Genomic DNA, 22,582 nt, shown 5'->3' on the forward strand with positions numbered 1-22,582 from the left:
GGATTCGCCTGCCTTCACTTGGGAGAGGCCATTTTGAGCCCCTTACCTGCCCTACCCTCACTCTTCATGTACGATCACAAAGGTCGTCGCCCGCTGGCCTGTCGCCTCGTCTCTGGCGGTGAATTCATGCCTGCCAGGGGTCAAAAGGACGGAGGTGATGCCGCCCTCGGACTCGATCTGGAGCGTCGGGCAGGTCCATTTCGGTGCCGGGGGGCCGCTGGACTGGAGCAGCAGCCTGCGCCCGCCATTGGGCAGATCGGGATCGAGGCGGATGACGGTGCCGGCGATGGGGTGGGTGATGCGCAGCACGGGCCGCTTATCTGCTGCGGCCACGGTGATGAGATCGCCGAGCCAGTTTTGCGGTGAGGCGGCCCAGGCGGCGTATTCGCGTGGTAGGATGGCGCGGCCTCGCGGGTCGTAATCTGCCGCAGCGGCCAGCGGCGGCAGTTTTTCGGCCAAAAAGAGCTCATCGCGGCTCAGGCGTGAGGGGGGCGTCTGCGGCGTGAGGCGTTTGCCCGTGCGTGGGTCGATGCGGGCATGAACGAGGCCCGCAGGCTGTGCGGGCCATTGCGCAGGCTGGTGCGCGTGCAGATGGAGCATCACATCGCGGAAAATGGGCGCGGCACCGGTCACACCGGTGACCTCCTGCATCGGTGTGTTGTCAAAATTCCCCACCCACACGCCGACGGTGAATTGTGCGGTGAAGCCGAGTGTCCAATTATCGCGAAAACTGGTGCTGGTGCCCGTTTTGGCCGCGCAGCGAAAAGGCAGCCGCAGGGCCGAGTAGGAGCCAAAAGCCATCTCGCGTGCTTGGTGGTCGCTGAGGATGTCTGCGATGAGAAAGCACTCTTTTTCGGGCAAAAGCCGCCGTGGAGCCGATTCGCGGCCTAAAAGGAGCGTCCAGGGCTTTTCCATGCCGAGTCGGGCCAGCGTGGCGTAGGCGTGCGTCAGCTCCAAAAGCCGCACGGGGGCATTTCCGATGGTCAAACCGAGTCCGTAGTGCTCCGCGCTCTCCGTCAGCGTGCTGAGCCCGAGCTGCTGCAAGCGCTGGAGCAGCACCTCCGCGCCACCGAGATCATGCAGCACTTTCACGGCGGAAATGTTCAGCGAATTGCCCAGCGCATGGCGCAGCGTCATCGGCCCGTAAGTGCGCAGAGCGTAGTTTTCCGGTTTATAGGTGCCGCTCGCCGTCGCGTATTCGATGGGCAGATCCGCCAGGATGCTCGCTGGGGTGAATCCACGCTCCAACGCCAATAAATAGGTGAATGGCTTCAGCGCAGAGCCCGGCGAATGCGGCACCCAGGCACCATTGATCTGCCCGCCATCTGCGGACTGAAAATCGCGTGATCCGACCAGAGCTAGCACTTCGCCCGTGGCATTATCCAGGACCACCACGGCGGCGTGGCCCACATTCTTCCCCCGCAGCGCCACGAGCCGCTGACCGACGATGATTTCCACCTGCTCCTGAAGCGCTGCATCAATGGTGGTGCGTGTGGAGGAGGTTGCGGCGGCGGCTTCTTGTCCATGAAGCCAATCCACCGCATGCGGCGCGGCGAAGCCACCGCTGAATCGCTGCACCGTGATCGTCTGTGCCCGTGCCACGCGGTGTGCCTCTGCATCCAGCCAGCCGAGTGCCTGCATTTTGTCCAAAATGGCCCGTTGCCGTGGCAGAATGTTATCGAGCTGGCGCAGCGGATTAAACCTGGCCGGACTCTGCGGAATGGCGGCGAGTAGAGCACACTCCGCAGGTGTGAGATCGCTCAGTGGCTTGTGAAAATAGCCGGAGGCCGCTGCGGAGATGCCGGTCAGATTGTTGCCAAAAGAAATGCGGCTGAGGTAGGCGGCGAGCACGTCGTCACTGGCCCAAGTCATCGCGAGGCGGCGAGCTTGCAGCGCCTCGATCAGCTTCACGCGGAGGGTGCGCTTGGCTTTTTCAGACGTGTTTTTGATGAGCTGCTGATGGATCGTGGAGGCACCGGAGATGATGCGGCCGCTGCGTGCATTGTCCCAGGCCGCACGCGTGATGGCGAGCAAGTCCACGCCGCCATGCCCACCAAAGCGCCGATCCTCCGCTGCCAGGATGGCCTGACGCAGCACGGTGGGAATCTCCGCCGCGCTGACTCCCCGCGCACGGCGCATGCCATCCTCACCCAGCAGGTGCCGCAGCGGTGAACCATCGCGTGCTAAATAAAGAGGCGTCGGCTCCACAGGCTGCGCCAGCGCCTGCGGCAGCGAGACACACCACGGCAGCCCCCACCAGCCCACCGCTGCGAGCAGGAGGACGATGCAAAGGATCTGGAGCCAGCGGCGGCGGCGCATGCGTGACATTTAAGTGATGATTCCAGCATGGTGAACAAGGATTGCTGATTGTTGAAGTGTTTCGTATCGTTCCTGCAAAATGAACCGCCGCTCTCTCATCACCACCACACTCGCTGCCTGCGCCGCATCGGCCCTAGGAGCGGACTCACCCGTGCGGCGGCGGCGCATGGGACTGGTGATTCACTCCTACTCACAGCGCTGGCAGGGACGGCACAGTAGTCTGAAGTATCCGCCCTTCCACACCCCGCTCGACGTGCTGGACCATGTGCGTGGGATCGGCGTGGGCAGTCTGCAAATCACCGTGAAGGGATGGAACAACGCCATGGCAGGCCAAGTGCGTGATACCCGCGAGTCCTACGGGCTGAATCTGGAAGGCAGCATCACTTTGCCACTGAACGAGGGCGATACAGGCCGCTTCGAGCAAGAGCTGCGCCTGGGCAAAGAAGCGGGTGCGACGATTTTCCGCAGCGCCACTGGAGGCCGCCGCTACGAGACTTTTTCGACGCTGGAGGCCTTCAAGGAGCACCAGGAGCATGTGTGGAAAAGCCTGCGCCTGGCCGAGCCGCTCGCACGGCGACATGGCGTGCGCATCGGAGTGGAAAATCACAAAGACTTCCACGCCACCGAGCTGGTGGAGCTGCTCACCAAGCTGGGCAGCGCCCACATCGGGGCCTGCATCGACACCGGCAATAATCTGGCCCTACTGGAGGAGCCGCTGGCGGTGGTGGAGCTACTCGCTCCCTATGCAGTGACCACCCACATCAAAGACATGGCCGTGCAGGAATGCGCAGAGGGTTTTCTGCTTTCCGAAGTGCCGCTGGGCCAGGGCATTCTGGATCTTCCGCGTCTTTTGCAGATCATCGACGCTGCGAATCCGCAGGTCGTGCATCATCTGGAAATGATCACGCGTGATCCGCTGACCATTCCATGCCTCACCGAGGGATACTGGGCCACTTTCCCTGAAAAACCGGCCACCGAGCTGGTGAAGTCGCTCGCGATGGTGCGCAGCAAAAAAGCCGAAAAACTGCCGCACATCAGTGATAAGTCCAAAGAGGCCGCCCTGGCCGTGGAGGAGGAAAATATCGAAAAATGCCTCCAATACGCCAGTGAGCGCTTGGGCTTCGAGAGCGTGAAGATGAAGAAGGCGCTGGAAACGGATGAGCGCTGAACCAAAATGCCGCCCATGCTTGTTCGTGTCTTATTTGCCCTCACACTTGCTCTGCCAGGTGCCGCGCAGGAAAAGCCGGAATGGGTGACGGCAGTGGAGTCGATGGACCATGGCTTCACCAAGCAACTGATCCCCGCGCAGGAGCAGATCCTCGGTGAATTGGCCGCGCAGAAAAAAATCGCTGAGGAGAAAAAGGATGCCGCCCGTCTGCCACGACTCAGCGCATGCATCCGCATCGCGGAGCAACGTCTCGCTGGGCTGAAAAAAGGGCAAATGGACCATCCAGGTCGTCATGAGGCGGAGTGGCAGGCTTTTCTGCTGGCCGCAGCGGGGCGGACTTGGTCCCTGGAGCGCACCCGCAATGTCAAAAGCCTGCACTTGGATGGATGGCTCCTGGAACGACTCTCCGCAGAGGGCACCAAAACCGCTGACGATGGTGAAAGGAGCGCGATTCCGGGTCTTTTCCCATCGAAGCGCAGCGATGCGAATTTGAGCTGTTACCTTATTTCGCCCGATTTGCAGCAGTCACGCTGCTTCATCACTTACCAGCTCTTTGAAGGCATCTCCGCGGCGACAGAGCCCGCCCAGGGTGTACAAAAGCCCGTCACGATTGCGGCTGGTTTTGACCTACTGCCAGCTCTGGAGGCAAAATACGGCGCTTTGTTACTGCGACATGAAAAGCAGCTCCTCCGCGTGCTGGAAACCCACCTGCGCCGCGCCGATGAACGGCAGGAAAAAGCTACCTCCACAGCCATCCGCGCTCGGTTGGCACAGGCGCAGGCAGCGATCGAGCATCTGGAGGCCACCGCACAAAAAGCGATGGCAGAAGATGGTTACAAAGACTTCTGGCAGCGTGCCAAGCAGCGCCACTGGGTCTTCCCCGGCGTGAATGAGAAGCTGCGCCTGCATGTGGATGAAAAATGGGTGCGCTCGACCGATGCTTCAGGCAAGGAGCTGGAAGTCTTCAAAGTCGCCGAGGTCATCTGGCCCGGATTGCTGCGCTTCGAGGGGCCAAGGGGCATCCACATGGCCCTCGTCATCAGTGCCGATCTACGCACCGCGATCTTCATGCCCTACACCACCCTGTATGAAGGCAAGTTGCTGGAGAAAAAGTAACACAGAACATCTTCTGCGCTCCAACCATGCTTTTACTAGCGTGATGATTTTTCCGCGCTTTCTCTGTCCCTAATGGTTCGCCTCATCACGCAGCATGGACAACTCATCGACTGGAACGACGAAAAGATTCGCCCGTTCCCGGACAATCTTGTCTATCTCGATTTACTCAATCCGGGCCGCGCGGAGGAGCTGGAGGCTGAAAAATGGCTAGAATATCAGCTCCCCACTCGTGAAGAAATGCAGGAGATCGAGGAATCTAGCCGACTGTATCTGGAGAAAGGTGCGCTCTACATGACGGCGTGGGTGCCGGTAGGACTGGATACCACCGAGCCGGAGAGCACGGCCATCTCCTTCGTGATCGCGCCAGATTGCCTGACGACGGTGCGCTATGCGGACCCTCTCGCCTTCCGTGTGCTGATGGATCAGGTGCGGCGGCAGTGTACCACTCCGATCAGCAGTGATGCCGTATTCCTGCTGCTGATGGAGCTCTTCGTCGCGAGGATCGCGGATGCGCTCCAGATCGTGGAGGCAGACTTGAAAAAGATCTGCAATGAGATTTTCAGCCGCAGCGGCCAAAAGACTGACGCAGCGGTGGAAAAGGACTTGGCCGAGGTGGTGAAGCTACTCGGACGCCGCAGCGCCCTGGTGGCAAATCTGCGCGAGAGCCTGCTGAGCCTCAGCCGCATGCTCCAGTTCTTCCTGAACAATGCGGCGACATGGATGCGCGGTGAGCTGGCCGCCCAGTTCCGCAGTGTGATGCGTGACATCAAGAGCCTGGACGAATATACCAATCAGCAAACGCAGGAGATGACCTTCCTGCTCGAATCCACGCTGGGCCTCATCAACATCCAGCAGAACCAGATCATCAAGATCTTTACCGTGGCGAGCGTGCTCTTCATGCCGCCCACACTCATCGCCAGTATTTACGGCATGAATGTGAAGCTGCCCGTGCAGGAGAATCCCTTCGCTTTCGCTCTAGTGATGATCGCCATCATCCTCAGCGCCATCGTGCCGATCGTGTGGTTCAAGCGGAAGAATCTGCTGTGAGATGATCGTTTGGCGGATCTCACTCTCCCACAGCGGCCATCCACGGTGCATACTCAGGTGGTAGCTGCGCCTCGAAGCTCAGCGGCTTATCATGGATGGGGTGATGAAAGGCTAGCTTCCAAGCATGGAGCATCAGACGCGGAGTAGCCGTGCGCTGGCGGGCAGCGTTGCCGTAAATCGGATCACCCAGAATCGGGTGCCCCAGAGATTCCTTCATGTGGACGCGGATCTGGTGCGTGCGGCCAGTGAGTAGGCGGCACTGGATGAGCGCACAGCCTTCATGCGCGGAGATGCGGGTCCACTCCGTGACGGCTTCTTTCCCTGAGCCGTCAAAGAGCACGGTCATGCGCTTGCGATCGACTGGATGGCGACCGATGCGGTTTTCGATGCGGCCTTGGGGGCCTTTCGGTTCACCATTGATGACGGCGAGGTAGATTTTCGCGATGCGCCGCTCAGAAAAGGCCTCTGTGAGGCGGCGGTGGGCGATGTCGTTCTTTGCCACGACCATGCAGCCGCTGGTGTCCTTATCCAGTCGGTGGACGATGCCGGGCCGCATCTCCCCCCCGATGCCGCTGAGGTCGCCGATGTGGTGGAGCAGCGCATTGACGAGGGTGCCATCTGGATTGCCCTCCGCAGGATGGACGACGAGGCCGGGTGGCTTGTCGAGCACGACGATGTCGCTGTCTTCATACAAAATCGTGAGCGGGATGTCCTGCGCGATGACTCCGACCGGGACGACCTCTGGGATGGTGATGTGGATGCCATCCCCCATTTTTAAAATGGCCCCGGATTTCGTGCTGCGAGCATTCAGGGTGATGTGGCCATCTTTGATGAGATCCTGGATGCGAGTGCGCGAGAGGTCCGGCAGCCGCTGCGCGAGGTGTTTATCGAGCCGCAGGCCGCAGTCGCTGGTTTCAGTGACGATCCAATCCATGGTGCATACTCAAGATTCAAATTAATTAGGCAATCTGTAATTTCTGACATACGAAGAGCGGCTTCAGGTGACGTTTTCGCTGTGCCGACCCCGAATTGGCCCCCAAACCTGCTCCTAGAGCCGGATTGGGCGGAAATGAACCAATCCGTAACCAAATGCCCCATGCAAAGCCAATCCTCCATGACTAAAAAACGCCTCCAGGCGTCAAAGGAGGCTGCTTTGCGGTTTTGGGGATGGTTTTTCGGAATTCGGCCCTCTAGCCCATTTTGGGCTCCTGCAGCTCCCTTTTTCACTCTGTGACCTTTCCCGCCACGACAGCACCCGAACAGTCTTTCCTGAGCACCTGCCCGGTGTGCCAGGCGCAGATCGACGTGACGTCGCTGGAGCCATTCACGAAGCTGAAGTGCCCTTTTTGCGGCCAGATGGTGCGGGTGCGGCGGCGCTTTGATCATTTCACCATCACGCGGCAGATCGGTGAGGGTGGGATGAGCCGAGTGTTCGAGGCGGAGGACGAGACGCTGGGCCGCCGTGTGGCGCTGAAAATCCTCAATCGCCAATACAGTCGCGATGCGATGCGGATGGAGCAATTCCGCCAAGAGGCACGGATCACGGCGAGCATCACGCATCCGAATGTGATCAAGCTCTACTCCGTGGGGCACGATCAGGGCTATTTTTATCTAGCCATGGAGCTGGTGGGCGGAGGCAGCCTGGAGAGCCGCATCCGGAAAGAAGGAAAGCTCCCTGAGGGGGATGCACTACGCATCGGCCATGAGGTGGCTGAGGGGCTGCGTGCAGCGCAGATTCAGGGCCTGATCCACCGCGATGTGAAACCCGCCAACATCCTCTTCACCGAGGCCGGCACGGCGAAGGTGGTGGACTTCGGCCTCGCGCTTTTCACGGATCGCGGGCCAGATACGAGCGCGGAGATCTGGGCCACGCCCTTCTATGTGGCACCAGAAAAAATCCTGCAAAATGAGGAGGATTACCGCAGTGACATTTTCAGCCTCGGGGCCACGCTTTTCCACGCCCTGACAGGCAGTCCGCCGCACCGTGCGGACACGCATAACATCGAAGAACTGCGCCGCATCAAAAGCCGCCGCGTGCAGCTCGGCGACAGTGGCTTGCAGTTCAGCCCGCGCACGGAGCATGTGATCAATCGCATGCTCAGCTTCAATCCAGAGGAGCGTTTCCCGAACTACCACACCGTCGTCGAAGAACTACGCCTCGCAGACGGCTTGCTCAATCAAAGTGGCATCCGCCGCCGCCTCATCAGTCGGCGAGCACGGCTCGTCGGTGCTCTGGCCGCCGCGATCCTGCTGTCCTTCCTCTTTGGGTGGATCATCGGCGATGGAGGCCAGCGCCGCACACGCTCCGTGGTCAAAGCGCTACCTCCCGTGAAGGCCGCGCAGCTCGATGGCGAAGGAGTCACCCTGGAGGCGAAAGCGAAACCGAAAGGCACTGTGAGCGAGCGCTTCGTCAGCGCACGCGAGGATATGCTGCGTGATGGAGAATTCTCGACTGCGCATGATCTCTTCGCCGACATCGCCCGGGAAAAAGACACCAAAGAGCTCACCCGCTGCTGGGCGTGGTTCAATGCGGCGATTTGCGCCATGCACCAGCACCGCGCCACCGAAGCAGAGACTGCCTTTCGCCAATTGGCCCGGCGCGGCGCAGAAAAAACCACCGCAGAGGCCAGTGAGAGCCTCAGCCGCTTTTTCACCGACATCGGCACACGACTTGGCAGCAAAAAAACACCCGACATGCCCTTGGAGGAGCTCGGCTATGCGACGGAAAATGAGGAAATCCTAGGCTACCTAGCCCACGGGCTGGCGGAGTGGCATTTCGGCAATGCGGAGGCCGGAGCACGTGAGATGGAGTACTTCCGCGATAAACTCCCCCAGCTCCAGGATGAGCCTGCGGGCCTCACTAGCAGCACCAGTTGGGTTTCGCTCTACAAAGCCGTGGTGAAGCTCTACGAGCCAGATTTCGCCCTCCTGCGCAAAGCTCTGAAACCACGCGAGGTAGGCACACTCGCAGAGCTGGAGGCCGCTCTGGCCGAAGTGCGGCAAACACGCGAAAAAATCCTCAACACCGGCACATACCGCACCAGTATCGAGCAAATGGAAAGCGGTCTGCGCCGCGAAATCGCACGCCTGCGTATGGAGGAGCAGACAAAGCGCATGGCGGAGGAAAAAGTGCGCCGTGCTGCCGATCTGGAGCAGCTCACGGAGGTCAGCGAGCTCATCCCCGCGCTCGTGCGTGGCTACGACTTCACACCAGCGGTCGATTTGCTCACAGGCATGCATTTTCAGACAGCGGATGTGCGCACGGCACATGAGGGCCGCCTGTATCTCTACACCAGCGCCCGTGACTTCATGGAAAAACTCCGCGCAGATCTCGCCACCGGCACCTGGAAAGGGACCATCACTCAGCGCGGTGGCGGCACACTCACAGGACGCATCAGCGGCATCACAGAAGAAGTGATCGCCCTCGCTGTGGATGGTGGCACACTCCGTGTCGCACTTGATTCGCTCCCTCCAGAGGCGCTGGTCAGCATCGCGCAGCACTTCATTGCCGGCACCACGGACTCTTCCGAGCATTATCGCCGTCAGGAGCTCTGCGCCGCCTTTGCCCGTGCCGCAGGCCTCACGGAGCTCTCCACCACTCTGGCGGCACAGCTTATGGAGGAGAATCGTCCCTTCCGCAGTCGCTGGATGAAGGTGATGGAAGCCGGCATCTGAAAAAACAGAGCCTCAGAGCCACTCCATCTCATCTGTGAGCATGGTATCGTCATCAAAGGTGAAGCGTCCGATGAAATGGCGACGGCGTAGCAGCATCTCCTCCAGCCAGAAGCGGTCATCAGCCCACATTTCATGCAGTGGCAGCGCATGGAGCGGCGTCCAGAGTGGCACGGCCTCCGCTGTCTCCACCGCGATGCCTTCATGCTGTGTCGCCACGAACACATCCACATGCAGACTCAATCCATCGACGAACTGGAACCAAAGCTCGCCATGCTTCACCGGATCGAGCGCTGTGACGCCTAGCTCCTCCTGGGTCTCGCGGATGGCGCATTGCAGAAAGGTCTCACCGGGGTCGATCTTGCCACCGGGGCCATTGATCTTCCCGGCACCGAGGCCACGCTTTTTGCGGATGAGCAGCACCTCGCCGCGTGATTCGTCGATGATGAACATCAGCGTCGCCAGCAGGCTGGGCTTCCAAGTCTTCCAGTCAGTCATTGTAGCCGCAGCCTAAGCTGCATGCGGGAGGCGTCAAACAACATGCCAGTGGCTGCCCACGGTTTTGGACAGTGCTTCTATTTGTGCTGCGCAGCGGCAATCGGATCAAATCGACACGTCAGCGTCCTCGTCACCTGCATCGGCCAGAGGCTTCTGGATCATGCCGGCGGCGACAGTGTTATTGGTCTGCTCATCGACGAGCACGAAGCTGCCGGTGGTGCGGTTTTTGGAATAGGAGTCGAAGAAGATCGGCGCGGCGCAGCGGATGCGGACGCAGCCGATGTCGTTGAGGGCGAATTCTTTGTTCTCGGCGCTCTTTTCGAGCGTGCTGATGTTGACCTTGTAATGCACATCCGTGACCACGGCACGGACATCATTCGTCGTATGGCGCAGGTGGAAGCGGCCACGCGGCTTGAGCGTCTTTTTGTCGGCGAACCAGCAGATCATGGCGTCGAACTCCTGCGCGGTCTGCACGGGTTCCTCGGCTTTCACGATCATGCCGCCGCGGGAGGTGTCGATCTCGTCTGCGACCGTGATGCTGTAACTGAGCTGCGGAATGGCCTCCGGCTGTTGGCCTTCAAAAGTGTGAATGCCAGTGATTTTGGTCTTCATCTCCGAAGGATAGACCAAAACGTCATCTCCGACGCGGAAGGTGCCGCTGGCCATGCGACCAGCAAAACCACGGTAATCATGCAAATTGCCCAGTTTGGCATCCTCACGGTCAGAAATAGGCCGTACGACCCACTGCACTGGGAAACGGGCCGCATCGGCGGCGGTTTCGCTATGCACCTGCACGGTCTCCAGATGCTGGAGCAACGACGGACCCGTGTACCAAGGTGTGGCGTCGGATTTCTCGACCACATTGTCGCCGTTCAAGGCGCTCATCGGGATCGGCGTGACCTGCGGCAGGTTTTCGAGGCCACTGGCAAATTTCATGTACTCGCCCACGATCTTGTCATAAACCGCCTGATCAAAATTCACGAGGTCCATCTTGTTCACCGCCAGCACGATGTGCCCAATGCGCAGCAGCGACGCGAGGTAGGTGTGCCGCATCGTCTGCTCGATCACACCGAGCCGTGCATCGATCAAAATGATCGCCAAATCGGCCGTGGAAGCCCCGGTGACCATGTTCCGCGTGTATTGAATGTGCCCCGGCGTGTCCGCGATGATGAACTTCCGCTTCGGCGTGGCAAAGTAGCGATAAGCCACATCAATCGTGATGCCCTGCTCGCGTTCCGCACGCAGTCCATCGGTAAGCAGCGCGAGATTCACATGCGCGTCACCACGGCGCTTCGAGGATTCTTCGACAGCAAGAAGCTGGTCTTCAAAGATCGACTTCGAGTCATACAGCAAGCGGCCAATGAGCGTGCTTTTGCCATCATCGACAGAGCCGGCAGTCGTGAAGCGGAGGAGAGAAGATTCGGTGGGGTTAAGCGTGGTGGAGGTCATGAAATTAGTTCAGGCGGCGTTTCCAGTAGCCGGTGCGGCGTTTTTCGTGTGCGGCGGCGTAAATGCGGACGGTTTCGTCGATGATTTTGTAAATGAGGCAGTAGGGGTATCTCTTGAACTTGATGGCTCGGACATCGGGGGCGACCTGCCTGTTTTTGAAAGGGTCGGATGAGAGGCTGTGAACGGCGCTTTGAACCTCGGTGATGAAGTTATTGGCCGCTTGATCGCTGCGTTTGCGATACCACCGCAAGCTCTCCTGCAAATCGCGCTCCGCGCCCCGTTCAAAAATCACCTTCATGCAGGTTGGGAAAGGGTGTCGCGTAGTCCGCAGATGACATCCTCGGCAGGAATCCATTCGGACAATCCAGCTTCATCCTGGGCGATCCGGTGTTTGATCTCGGCCATCCATTCGGGGGAGAGCGGCTGTTCTTCATCACAGTCGTTTCCATCATAGTTCAGGTCGAGAAAACGATCCAGGAACTCGCCTTGCTCACGATTGGTGAGGCGCTTGGCGGCTTCGAGGAGAGAATCGACAGGGCTGAGTGTGGTCGCGTTCATGGGCGGAGGATAGCACAGGTTCAGAAATCAGAAATAGCCCTCTTTTTTGCGGTCCTCCATGGCGGTCTCGCTGCGTTTGTCATCGGCGCGGGTGCCGCGCTCGGTTTGGCGGGCGGCGGCGACTTCGGCGACGATGTCGTCGATGGTGCTGGCGGTGGATTCGACGGCACCGGTGCAGGTGGCGTCGCCGACGGTGCGGAAGCGGATGGTCATTTCCTTCACGCGGGGCTTTTCTTCGTCGAGCAGTGGGATGATGCCGGTGCTGGCGTCGAGGAGCTGGCCGTGGCGCTCGATGATCTTGCGCTGGTGGCTGAAGTAGAGGCTTGGAAGCGGGATGTTCTCCTGGCGGATGTATTGCCAGATGTCCATCTCGGTCCAATTCGAGAGCGGGAAGACGCGGAAGTGCTCACCGAAGTGTTTGCGGCCGTTGAAGATGTTCCAAAGCTCGGGGCGCTGGTTCTTCGGATCCCACTGGCCGAATTCGTTGCGGTGGGAGAAGAAGCGCTCCTTGGCGCGGGCCTTTTCTTCATCACGGCGACCGCCACCGAGGCAGGCGTCGAATTGATGCTCCTCGATGGTGTCGAGCAGCGTGACGGTCTGCAGCTTGTTGCGGGAGGCGTTGTGGCCTTTTTCTTCCTGCACGCGGCCTTCGTCGATGGATTTCTGCACGAGGCCGACGACGAGATCCGCTCCGATTTCCTGCACGAACCAGTCGCGGTAGGTCATGGCCTCGGGGAAGTTGTGGCCGGTATCGACGTGCAGGAGCTTGAAGGGCAAACGGGAGGGATAAAAGGCCTTCCGAGCGAGCCAGGCCATCACGATCGAGTCTTTGCCGCCGGAGAAGAGCAGCGCGGGCTTTTCAAACTGCGCGGCAGTTTCGCGGAGGATGTAGATGGCCTCGGATTCGAGGAATTGAAGATGCGTGATGGCGGACATGGCTGAGGGGAAAGGGAGTGGCGGGTGTTTGAGGGGCGAAGTGCTTAGTTGAGCCGTGCTGAAAACTAAGCACTGAGAACTGAGCACTTGAAATGACGCGTCAATGACTCATGCGAGGAACTTGATCAAATTACGGGTACTGATCACCGTCACGAGTACGCCGACTAGGATCATGAAGGGCTTGTGCGGAATGCGTTTGGCGGCCCAGGCACCAAAGGGGGCCGCGACCATGCCACCGATCGCGAGGCCGAGGATGATGCTCCAGTGCGTGAGGCCGATGGTGAGGAAAAAGGTGATGCTGGCGGCCAGCGTGACGAAGAACTCGACCGCGTTCACGCTGCCGACGGTGATGCGCACGTCATTGCCGCGCACGATGAGATTCGAGGCGACGATGGGGCCCCAACCGCCGCCGCCCATGGCATCGACGAGTGCGCCGAAGAATCCCAGGGGCGTAAGATGCGTCGTGACATTCTTCGGAGCCACGCGGACGAAGGCTTTGATGACGATGACAATGCCCATGAGGATGAGATAGCCAGAAACCCAGGGCTTCAGCACATCGCCGATGCTGGAGAGCAAATATGCACCAATGATAGCACCGATGACCGCCGGAATGAGCAGCCTACGAAACAAAAAGCGGTCCACATTGCCAAAGGCGTGATGCGAGATGGCCGATGCACCCGTGGTGAAGCACTCCGCCGCATGCACCGTGGCACTGGTGGCCGCTGGGGGCACGCCGAAGGCCATGAGCAGCGACGAGGCGCTGACGCCATAGGCCATGCCGAGGGCACCATCGATGAGCTGGGCGATGAAACCAGCGGCGATGTAGAGCAGAAAGTCTGGAGGGAGATCGGGCATGGGGGCTTACGCTTTGTCGGTGACGAGCTTCGCGTGCAGACCGCACTCGTGTTTTTCATCGCCTTTGGCCGGGTCGTAGTAGGTGCGCTCGTTTGGTAGGGAGTGCTCGAGGAGGTAGGCGTCCATCTCCACGGGCGTCCAGTCGAGGATGGGGTTCACTTTGAGGCAGTTGAACTTCGTGTCCCACATGAAGGGGGCCAGCGTGGCGGCTCGCTGCGGATTTTGCTCACGGCGCAGGGCGGTGATCCACACTTTCGGGGCCAGCTCACGCATGCCGCGCTCGAAGGGCTCCAGCTTCATGATGCGGCTGAAGGACTCCACTCGCTCCACTTCGTCCGGCATGGGGATTTGGCCACCATTGAGCGCCAGCCAGTGTGCAGCGGTCATTTGGGGCAGGTAGGGCTTCAAATTGAGCGCGAGCTGCGCACGGCACTTTTCGGCAAAGCGGTAGGTTTCGGGCAAATTGGTGCCGTGGTCGATCCAGAGCACGGGAACGTCCGCAGCGGACTTCGTGACCAAATGCAGAATCACCGCCTCGTAGGGGCGGAAGTTCGTCGTCACGACAGCTTGGCCATCAGCGTGAGCGAGGGCCATTTCGATGATTTCAGCGGGCGATTTGCCTTGAGCTTCGTCATTGAGGGCGGTGATTTGGGCAGGATTCATGAGTGGGAGGGCGATTTATTCACCTTTAATCCCATGTGTAAAGTAGGATTTATTGCCGAAAGCCAACTTTTCTGGGTTTTTTGCCCTCCCACGACTCACGGTGCAGCCTGCAAGCCTACTTTGAGCAAGGCGGCTCCGGCTTCGGACTGGAGCTGGACCTCATCACGGCCATCCAGCAGGATCTTCATATGGATATGCCCGAGGCGCTCGGTCATGTAGTCCTCATGCGCCGGTGTGGGGGCCTGGGGAGGCTTCAGGTAGTTCGGGAACTCAAAGCGTCCGTCTGGGAGCTTCTTCACCTCCGGCTTTTTCATGAACTCATCCATCGCGGCGCGGTAGGTCTCAAACTCCTTCACGAAAGCCGTGTGCCGTGGCTGCTCGGCACGCACGGCTTCCAGGAACTTGATCAATCTCGTGCCTTTGCCGTCCCCATCCAGGTGCATGAAGTAATACGTCAGCAGCATCGAGCTATGGTAAAAAGCCATCTGCGGCACCGGATTGGTCGGCGGCGGCATGAAGAAGGTGTTCCCCTCCCGCCTGGGCTGCGCATTGGACGGTGGCGTGAGGAGATTGCGGATGGAGTCCAGCGGTGGGCCGCTGAAGCGGTATTTGCCACTGAGGCGGTCTTTGTTGTAGCGCTGCACACTGCCTAGTAGGTCGCTATGGCGGAAGGTGCCGGCCTTATATGGGATGCACTCCACATACTCCGCCGTGCCCTCGATCAGCCAGCGTGGTAGGAGCGGCAGGATGTCATGCATCATCATGTGCGTGATCTCATGCACCAGCGTCTTCAGCTCGAAATTCGCATCCCGCGTGTAGCCATTGGTGCCGCGCTTCACGCCCAGGCTATCCAGCGGCACTTTGAAGACACGCTCGTCCCGCACATACACGCCAGCGCTGCCGCGAGGGCCACCTGCCGCATGGTAGAGCTCCATGGTTTGATAAAGTTGCGCACGGAAATAGCCATCCACAGGCTGCGCCTGCACACCGAACGGGCTCTGACTGAGTAGCTCATACGTTCCCTCAAAAACGCGGGCCACTTCCTTCATCAGCGCCGGGGTGAGCGGATCGACCGCATGCAGCACATACTCGAAGCGCCGTGAGCGATAGACGTGATGCATCTCTTTGGACTCACGCTCCACGTAATCAGCATTCGTCAGTCCATCTGGTGCAGTGAGAGTGGATGGCCATGTCGCCTTGGTGAGGATGGGTGCCGATGCCGCCGCAGCCACGCTGGAGCCCGCAGGGGCTGAGAAGGAGGGATCGACCAGTGAGGTGATATTCAGCACCACATAGCTCTGATCTTCCGCAGAGAGGTTTTTGAGCGGTACGCGCAGTGTTTTGCCCGCAGCAGTCTGCAAAAGCACCTCTCCACCATCAAAACCGCGCAGAATGGCCTGCGTCTGATTTCCCTGCGCATCGGTCCAGGAGCGTGTTTCGGCGGAAAAAGCCGCCGTGGCCAACAGGAGGCAAAAAAGGAGCTTTTTCATGGTTTGGCGATTTGGTCGGAAATGGCCTCTGCGGCGGCACGGGGTGATTTTTTCTCCAAAAGCAGCGGCAGCAGCAACCAGGGCAAATCATCGCCATTTTGATACTCCTGAGGCGGCTTGGGAGCCTCTGAGGGCGGTGTGACGCTGGATGGATACTGGTAGCGACCATCTTCCGTCTTCACCACACCGGGCGTTTTTTTGAAGACCTCCCATTCCTCCTGGTACTTTTTCAGCGCCACATCAAAGGCATCCCACTTGGGCCGGTCCGCCATCGCCTGGCGGAGCATGGAGCTGATTTGCTGCGCACGCCGTCCATCCGCCAGCCGGGTAAAGTAATGCGTCACGGCTAGCGCATGCTCCTTGGAGTACGAATCACGCTCTCCTGGCTGAAAAAGGGCCTCCACCTGCGGTGGGGTGACTTTGGCCACGCTTTGCAGCTTCACAGGCACCTCCGCGCACCATGCCGTGCCACCCACCGTCGGGATTTCTGCGATGCAGTCCGCCAGTGCATCTGGCAACCACGGTGGCACTAGGCCCACCACGTCTCGCATCAGCATGTAGGAGACAAATTCCTTCAGGTTGCGGCCCGCGCCGGGGCTCTCATCACGCAGCCACTCACCGGCGATTTTTTCCAAGCCCGCTGCGCCAAAGGGGATGCGCAGCACGCCCTCGGCATCGAAGACATTTTGATTCGTTTCGATCTCACTCTGCGGCAGCAGAGCGATCTCAAAGCGCCCGCCGCGCTTCGGCACGGACAGCACACCCCACGGAGCCACGCGGAAGAGCTCGTGCACGACTTCACAGGCCTCTGCGAGATCACGCATCGTCGCCGCAGGCATTTTCTCCGCCGTTTTGAAATCAAAGTGCTTCGACTGAAAGCCCCCGCTCGTCTCCGTGATGGTGCAGTCTGCCGGATCGGCAGAAAGTGGCCTGCCCCAGCCTGCGCCGGCCTTCTGGCCCACATTCAGCGCTGGCATGGCATCGAGCACCATCCCACTGAGCCTGGCGGTGACGAATTGGCGATCCGCCGCTGAGAACTGCGCCAGCGGAAAGGCCGCCGTGCGGCCATCCGGTGCCTGGAGCATCACATTGGCCCCGTCGATGCCGCGCAGCTCCGCCTGTAACTTCATCGCGGTGCCCCCCTCCCGCGTCCATTCGCGGGCGAGAGCGGGTGTGAGGAGGAAAAGAAATAAAACCAGTCGCATGCCCGCCGTGATAGCAGACAGGACGAAAATCCGACAAGCAAAAAGGCACGCTCCATTGCCCAGCGGAGTGAATCCCGCTCGCGAAGGTCCCGTCTCTGGCTGACGTTTGTTTTTTCCGCGATCAACAATGACCCCTCCCGCGCCCGACACCGATGCGACGACGCCTGACTCCAGCAGGCGGGTCATCGTGCGTGGGAAATTCCTGCATCTAGAGGGCCATGAGGAGCCCTGGCATCTGCGTGGCATCTGCTATGGGCCCTTTGCGCCAGATGCACCCCGGCGGGTGGAGTCCGACTTCGCCCAGATCGCTGCGCTGGGCTTCAATACCGTGCGCCTTTACGAAGTGCCGGATGCAGAGACGCTGCATGCGGCGGAGACTCACGGGCTGCGCCTCCTGTGCGGCATCCCGTGGACACAGCATGTGGATTTCCTCACCGAAAAGAGCGTGTTCCGGCAGATCGAGAGCACCGTGAGCGCGCTCGCCGCTGTGGGGCGTCATCCCTGCGTCGCGGCACTGCTCATCGGCAATGAGATCGAAAAAACACTCGTGCGCTGGATGCGGCCACGCCGCGTGCGTGCCGCGCTGGAGCTCATGATCGACCGTGCACGTGCCACAGCACCGCAGGCACTCATCAGCTACGCCACCTATCCATCCACCGAGTATCTGGTGCCGCGCAATGCGGACTTCCTCGCGGTGAATGTGTATTTGGAGCAGCGGGAAGATTACACACGCTACCTCGCACGGCTGCACAACCTCGCTGGGAACAAGCCCCTGCTCATCACGGAGCTCGGCCTGGATACCGCAGCGCACGGCGCCATGGCGCAGGCAGATGCGCTGCGCTGGTTCCATGAAGAGGACCTCCTCGGTGCAGCCGCAGGCGGCGTGTGGTTCAGCTTCACTGATGAATGGTGGCGCGGTGGTGCCGAGATCACGGACTGGGCCTTTGGCATCACCACGCGTGAGCGCAAAGAGCGGCCGGCATGCACCACCGCACGCTGTTTGGCGAAAAAACTCGCTCCACCCGCTGCGCTGCCGCGCATCTCCGTCATCGTCTGCACGCGGAACGGAGCCCGCACCCTCCAGCCCTGCCTGGAATCGCTGCTGCGGCTGAATGATCCCGACTTTGAAGTGCTGCTCATCGACGACGGCTCCACCGATGACACTGCACGCATCGCCCAATCCCTGCCCGGCGTGCGCTACCATCGCAAAGCCCATGCCGGACTCAGCGCCGCGCGGAATCGCGGCATGGAGCAGGCCACCGGCGAGATCTTGGCCTACACCGATGACGACTGCGTGGCACATGCAGATTGGCTCCTGCATCTGCGCCATGCCTTTGTGGATGAAAAAGTGATCGCCGCAGGCGGGCCGAACATCCCACCACCGCCGCGTGGCCGCGTGGAGCGTGTCGTCGCTGCCGCACCAGGAGCCCCCGCACATGTGCTGCTCAGTGATACCGAGGCGGAGCACCTCCCCGGCTGCAATCTCGCCATCCGCAAAGATGCCCTCGCAGCCATCGGCGGCTTTCACACCGATTACATCGTCGCAGGTGATGACGTGGACATCTGCTGGCGACTGCGTGAGCACGGCGGACGCGGCTGCCTGCGCTATGTGCCCGGCGCGATGGTCTGGCACCATCGCCGCCTCACTGTGCGTGCCTATTTGAAGCAGCAACGCGGCTACGGCGATGCAGAGGCACTGCTCATGGCCGCGCATTCGCAGCGCTTCGGGCCGCTGGGTGGTGCACGCTGGCGTGGCGGCATCTACGGGGAGCAATTGCCCGCTGATGATCCGCGTGAAGGCAGCATTTACCACGGCCCGCTCGGCCTCGGGGCCTTTCAGACGATTTACGCCGCACAGGGCGGCTTTCGCTGGTGGGACTGGTTCACGGGAGTGCTATGGCTGGCCTTAGCCGCACTCGCTCTGGTATGCAGAGTGGAAAGTGTGGCGCTACTGCTGCTTTTCTTTGCTCTCTGGGCCTCTTGGCGTGTGAGCAGCAGAAATGCACGCCTCGCCTGCCTACATGGATACCGTGATCGAGCGCTGCTGTGGCTACTGAGCTTTCTCCAGCCCGTGGTGCGTGAATTTGCACGCCTACGCGGCATGATCAGCCATGTCGCGAAGCCCAGCTTCAGCCCCACGCTGCCAGAAATCCTCCCGCCGCTGAAACCACGCAAAATCACCCTCACACTCGCCACGCTCAGTTTTTGGAATGCGGCAGGCCGTGATCGCCATCACCTGCTGGAGGCGCTGGGAGCCGAGTTGATGAAGCAGCGCCGCGTTTTTCGCCAAGACGACGGCTGGCGCTGGCTCGATCTGGAGATCAAGCCGCAGAATGAAGTCTCCCAGTCCATCCTCACCGTCACCGAGTATCACGGCGCTGGCCGCTGCCTCACCCGCGTGCGCTGCCAGCTCCGCATCAGCCGTGCAGCGGTGTGGAATCTGCTGCTGTGGCTGGCCTTCGCCGTCCTGTTGAGCTCCCTCACGCTCCCACTCGGCTACCTCGGCATCACGGCACTGGCTTTGACCCTAATCAGCCTGCCCATCGCGATCCATCGCCTGCGCCGTGATTTGATCCGCCTCGTCACCCACGCCGCTGATACGAGCCTCAAAGAGTAATTCAGAATGCATCCACAGATGACTCAGATGAAAGCCCAACTGAGTAATCGGCGAAATCGGTGGATCAAAAATTCTCAGCGCTTGGTCAGCAGCCTTCTCGCCGTCAGCCACAGCAGCACGGGTACCAACGCACTCAGCGCCATGGCCCAGCCGGGCTCTGCGTGACCGAGGTGGCCGATGGCGGCAAAGGCGAAGCCCAGCGGCACACTGCCACATGCCAATGCGACGATAAAAACACGCCAGGGCATCCGTGCGATGCCCGCGAGGCACGCCACCGCCTCCGGCAGCACCGGCGTCCAGCGTGATACGGCCACCAGCCAGCCTCCATGCTTGGCGAAGAGTGCTTCTGCTTTTTGCAGACCATCCTCACCCGCTAGCCATGCGGCCACACCGCGCCCCAGCCAGCGACTTCCCGCATAAGCCACCACACCCGCCAGCATCGACCCGATGGCGCAAATGCAGCCGCCCAAAAACCAACCAAACACCCAACCGATCGCCGACATCACCACCGTTGCAGGCACCGGCAACACGATGTCACTGACAATGGCAGCAACACCCGCCAGCCACGCCCACGGCCCCCAGCTCAGCATCCACGCCCGCGCTCCCTCCAAACTCAGCACCGCATCAAAATGCTCCCCCCAGAGTGCAAACGGCAGCAAAATGGCCGCAAGCAGCGCCAGGATGAGCAAGAGAAGTGAACCGTGAATTCGGGGCATGATGGAAAAAGCGACTGAATCAGCAAACGCGGCAGCTCAGATCATTTTCGGATCCATCTCATGCCCAGAGCCACACTCCACTGATACTTCCGCGCATGCTCACGGATGAGGAACGGCATGTCACAGCTCTTGGAGAGCTCAAAATGCGGCTCCAGCAGGCTCATGAGCCATTCACGCGTCGATCCACGCGGCCAGTGACCACGCGGAGTGAAGTCCTCCAGCCACGTGCACGGCGTGGTGAGCAAAAGCTGCCCACCCGTGCGCAGCAACGCTGGCAGACGCTCGATCAGCCGCAGCGGATCGCTCAGACGGCAGAGTAAATTGGCCGCGTGCACGATATCATACTCGCCCAAATCCGCGCGGAGATTCATCGCATCCCCTTGCTCGAAGGAGACACGCTCGCGGCGCAGATTCAGCGGCACCTGGGCCACCAGCGGCGTCTTGGCATCCCCTTCGTCCACACGTTCATAGGGCAGCTGCCCATCGCGGGCCAAAATCGTCGCCGCATCGACGAAACTCTGCGAGTAATCGATCCCCAGCACCTTCACACCAAAAGTCGCCAGCTCGAAACTGCTGCGCCCCACCGCACAGCCCAAATCCAGCGCCACAGCCTCACACGGCGTGCGCGGCAGATCGATGAGCTCCATCACCGTGCGTGTGGGAAAGCCCAGCGCCTCACGCGGCCCATTCTGCCACGGCAACACCTCGCTGGCCGTGCCGTAGTGAAAAAGTAGGTATTCATCCAGCAGGCGGCGTGTCTCGTAAATGTTCATGCGTTGATCGACCAAATGCGGCTCGTTTCACCATCTCCCACCCAAAGTCCAAGATCTTTGGTCCCTCTTTTGGTCCCCCCGGTCCCTTCCGATGCAATGTCCTGCATTACTTACCATCCTCTGCCTCTCCTGCTAGGATGGGGATTCTCCCGCGTGCCCCCCCTCCAGGAACATCAAGCCCGCACATCCTCCTCCGTTGTTGCGATGTCTCGTAACATTCGAGCATCTTCATGCAGCCCTCGCCATGCTGGAGATGACTCTGGCAGTTCCTATAGTAAGGATAGAGTTTGTTGTTTGGTTCTTATGATGAATGGGCCCCATTCACCCGCTCCACGGCCCGTACTACCTGCGGTTTGGCTTCAGGTCGCTTTCGATCTCGCGGCGGTCTTCACGATTTCGGGCTTTGATTTTGTGATCACGCTTAAACACGCGTTCGACCGTCATTTGGCGCTTTTTGCGTTTGCGGCGTAGATCGGCGATTTCTTCGTCAAGCTTCAAAAAAGCATCGTAGCGGGCCTTTTCTAGCTTTCCGGCCTCCACTGCGGCACGGATGGCACAACCGGCATCTGGGCCGTGTTTGCAGTCATGAAATCGGCACTGCCCTGTGATCTGCTCGATGTCTGCAAAGGGCTCACGCAGCGTGGTTTCATCCGTCCACATCTGCACCTCCTTGATGCCGGGGTTATCGATGAGGATGCCGCCTTTTTCCAGCACCAGCAACTCTCGCGCCGTCGTCGTATGTCGGCCACGGCCCGTTTTTTCATTCACTTCATCCACCCACTGGTAATCATCCCCCAGTAGCAGATTCACCAGCGCAGACTTCCCCACACCGCTTGAGCCGATCACCGCGACAGTCTGGCCCCGCTGGAAGATTTTTCGCACTTCTTTGATGCCTTTGCGCTTCAGCACGCTGGTGATGAGCACCTCCGCGCCAGGCTGCATGTCGCGCAGCGTCTGCGCAGCCTGCTCACACTCCGCAGCACTGCACAGATCCGCTTTATTGACCAAAACCACCGCCCGTGCCCCGCTGCGGCCGATGAGCGTGAAGTAGCGCTCCATGCGGCGTGGATTGAAGTCCGTCACCGCATCCGTCACCACGATCACGGCATCCACATTCGCTGCGATGACCTGCTCCTCGGTGCTATTGCCGGCTGCTTTGCGTGAGAAACAGGTGCGGCGCGGCAAGCGGGCACGGATCACATGCTCCGCGCCATCCTTACCCACCTCCAGCGCTACCCAATCGCCCACCGCAGGCAGCTCGGCGTCCGTCGCTGCATCGTGATAGACTTTGCCGCTGAGGATGACCTCCAGCTCATCGTAGCCGCCCGCACCATCATCGAGCAGGGCTCCGTAGCTGATTTTATTGTCGCGGATCAGCCGTGCTGGCTGCCAGCCCTTCGCACGATAGGGCTCAAAATGTGGGGCAAAGAAATCACTCCAGCCGAGGTCTTCCAGAGTGAAACGTGCCATGTGATTCCTGATTATGGATGCACCGATCAG

The 22,582-nt window shown here is 60.2% G+C and carries 19 protein-coding genes; 5 read left to right on the top strand and 14 right to left on the bottom strand.

From position 1 onward, the window contains the following. Window positions 1-57: 57 nt before the first annotated feature. Window positions 58-2,319: a penicillin-binding protein 1C gene (gene pbpC, locus IPK32_15140; GenBank protein MBK8093279.1), complete on the bottom strand. Its 2,262-nt coding sequence runs from the start codon at window positions 2,317-2,319 to the stop codon at window positions 58-60. Window positions 2,320-2,398: 79 nt separating this feature from the next. On the opposite strand from pbpC, the gene IPK32_15145 reads away from it, so the two are divergent. The 3 genes from IPK32_15145 to IPK32_15155 all read left to right on the top strand — a co-directional run bounded on the left by IPK32_15145 (window position 2,399) and on the right by IPK32_15155 (window position 5,650). Next, window positions 2,399-3,487: a TIM barrel protein gene (locus IPK32_15145; GenBank protein ID MBK8093280.1), complete on the top strand. Its 1,089-nt coding sequence runs from the start codon at window positions 2,399-2,401 to the stop codon at window positions 3,485-3,487. 15 nt (window positions 3,488-3,502) lie between these two features. Further along, on the top strand, window positions 3,503-4,603 hold the full coding sequence (locus IPK32_15150) for a hypothetical protein (protein MBK8093281.1): 1,101 nt from the start codon (window positions 3,503-3,505) through the stop codon (window positions 4,601-4,603). 72 nt (window positions 4,604-4,675) lie between these two features. Beyond that, a complete protein-coding gene (locus tag IPK32_15155; protein MBK8093282.1) occupies window positions 4,676-5,650 on the top strand; it encodes a magnesium transporter CorA family protein in 975 nt (324 codons plus the stop codon). Window positions 5,651-5,669: 19 nt separating this feature from the next. Here IPK32_15155 and IPK32_15160 read toward each other — a convergent pair whose 3' ends face one another. Beyond that, the gene (locus tag IPK32_15160) at window positions 5,670-6,584 is read right to left on the bottom strand and encodes an RluA family pseudouridine synthase (protein ID MBK8093283.1); all 915 of its coding nucleotides are present in this window, start codon (window positions 6,582-6,584) and stop codon (window positions 5,670-5,672) included. A gap of 296 nt (window positions 6,585-6,880) precedes the next feature. Here IPK32_15160 and IPK32_15165 point away from each other — a divergent pair, with 296 nt between their 5' ends. Beyond that, on the top strand, window positions 6,881-9,325 hold the full coding sequence (locus IPK32_15165; protein MBK8093284.1) for a serine/threonine protein kinase: 2,445 nt from the start codon (window positions 6,881-6,883) through the stop codon (window positions 9,323-9,325). Window positions 9,326-9,337: 12 nt separating this feature from the next. On the opposite strand, the gene IPK32_15170 is transcribed toward IPK32_15165, so the two are convergent. The 9 genes from IPK32_15170 to IPK32_15210 form a co-directional block, all read right to left on the bottom strand. Continuing rightward, window positions 9,338-9,820, bottom strand: a complete 483-nt coding sequence (locus IPK32_15170) for an 8-oxo-dGTP diphosphatase (protein MBK8093285.1) — start codon at window positions 9,818-9,820, stop codon at window positions 9,338-9,340. A gap of 105 nt (window positions 9,821-9,925) precedes the next feature. Continuing rightward, the gene (locus IPK32_15175) at window positions 9,926-11,269 is read right to left on the bottom strand and encodes a GTP-binding protein (protein MBK8093286.1); all 1,344 of its coding nucleotides are present in this window, start codon (window positions 11,267-11,269) and stop codon (window positions 9,926-9,928) included. A gap of 4 nt (window positions 11,270-11,273) precedes the next feature. After that, window positions 11,274-11,567 carry a type II toxin-antitoxin system RelE/ParE family toxin gene (locus IPK32_15180; GenBank protein MBK8093287.1) on the bottom strand — a complete coding sequence of 98 codons (294 nt, stop codon included), beginning with the start codon at window positions 11,565-11,567 and terminating at the stop codon, window positions 11,274-11,276. Next, window positions 11,564-11,827: an addiction module protein gene (locus tag IPK32_15185; GenBank protein ID MBK8093288.1), complete on the bottom strand. Its 264-nt coding sequence runs from the start codon at window positions 11,825-11,827 to the stop codon at window positions 11,564-11,566. The genes IPK32_15180 and IPK32_15185 overlap by 4 nt, the downstream gene beginning before the upstream one ends. 27 nt (window positions 11,828-11,854) lie before the next feature. After that, the gene (gene cysD, locus IPK32_15190; protein MBK8093289.1) at window positions 11,855-12,763 is read right to left on the bottom strand and encodes a sulfate adenylyltransferase subunit CysD; all 909 of its coding nucleotides are present in this window, start codon (window positions 12,761-12,763) and stop codon (window positions 11,855-11,857) included. Between the two features lie 108 nt (window positions 12,764-12,871). Beyond that, on the bottom strand, window positions 12,872-13,618 hold the full coding sequence (locus IPK32_15195) for a sulfite exporter TauE/SafE family protein (GenBank protein ID MBK8093290.1): 747 nt from the start codon (window positions 13,616-13,618) through the stop codon (window positions 12,872-12,874). Between the two features lie 6 nt (window positions 13,619-13,624). Beyond that, on the bottom strand, window positions 13,625-14,281 hold the full coding sequence (locus IPK32_15200; GenBank protein ID MBK8093291.1) for a phosphoadenosine phosphosulfate reductase family protein: 657 nt from the start codon (window positions 14,279-14,281) through the stop codon (window positions 13,625-13,627). Between the two features lie 95 nt (window positions 14,282-14,376). Further along, window positions 14,377-15,771, bottom strand: coding sequence for a hypothetical protein (locus tag IPK32_15205; GenBank protein ID MBK8093292.1), 1,395 nt, complete (start codon window positions 15,769-15,771; stop codon window positions 14,377-14,379). Next, the gene (locus IPK32_15210; GenBank protein ID MBK8093293.1) at window positions 15,768-16,976 is read right to left on the bottom strand and encodes a hypothetical protein; all 1,209 of its coding nucleotides are present in this window, start codon (window positions 16,974-16,976) and stop codon (window positions 15,768-15,770) included. The genes IPK32_15205 and IPK32_15210 overlap by 4 nt, the downstream gene beginning before the upstream one ends. A gap of 127 nt (window positions 16,977-17,103) precedes the next feature. Here IPK32_15210 and IPK32_15215 point away from each other — a divergent pair, with 127 nt between their 5' ends. Next, window positions 17,104-19,593, top strand: a complete 2,490-nt coding sequence (locus IPK32_15215) for a glycosyltransferase (GenBank protein MBK8093294.1) — start codon at window positions 17,104-17,106, stop codon at window positions 19,591-19,593. 74 nt (window positions 19,594-19,667) lie between these two features. On the opposite strand, the gene IPK32_15220 is transcribed toward IPK32_15215, so the two are convergent. From IPK32_15220 to rsgA, 3 genes are all read right to left on the bottom strand, one after another. Then, window positions 19,668-20,309, bottom strand: a complete 642-nt coding sequence (locus IPK32_15220) for a VTT domain-containing protein (GenBank protein MBK8093295.1) — start codon at window positions 20,307-20,309, stop codon at window positions 19,668-19,670. A 41-nt stretch (window positions 20,310-20,350) separates the two neighbouring features. After that, a complete protein-coding gene (locus IPK32_15225) occupies window positions 20,351-21,082 on the bottom strand; it encodes a methyltransferase domain-containing protein (protein ID MBK8093296.1) in 732 nt (243 codons plus the stop codon). A gap of 342 nt (window positions 21,083-21,424) precedes the next feature. Then, window positions 21,425-22,552, bottom strand: coding sequence for a ribosome small subunit-dependent GTPase A (rsgA, locus tag IPK32_15230; GenBank protein MBK8093297.1), 1,128 nt, complete (start codon window positions 22,550-22,552; stop codon window positions 21,425-21,427). Between the last annotated feature and the right edge of the window lie 30 nt (window positions 22,553-22,582).

It is taken from the genome of Verrucomicrobiaceae bacterium (assembly GCA_016713035.1).
In the GTDB taxonomy this organism is placed as follows: Bacteria; Verrucomicrobiota; Verrucomicrobiia; order Verrucomicrobiales; family Verrucomicrobiaceae; genus Prosthecobacter.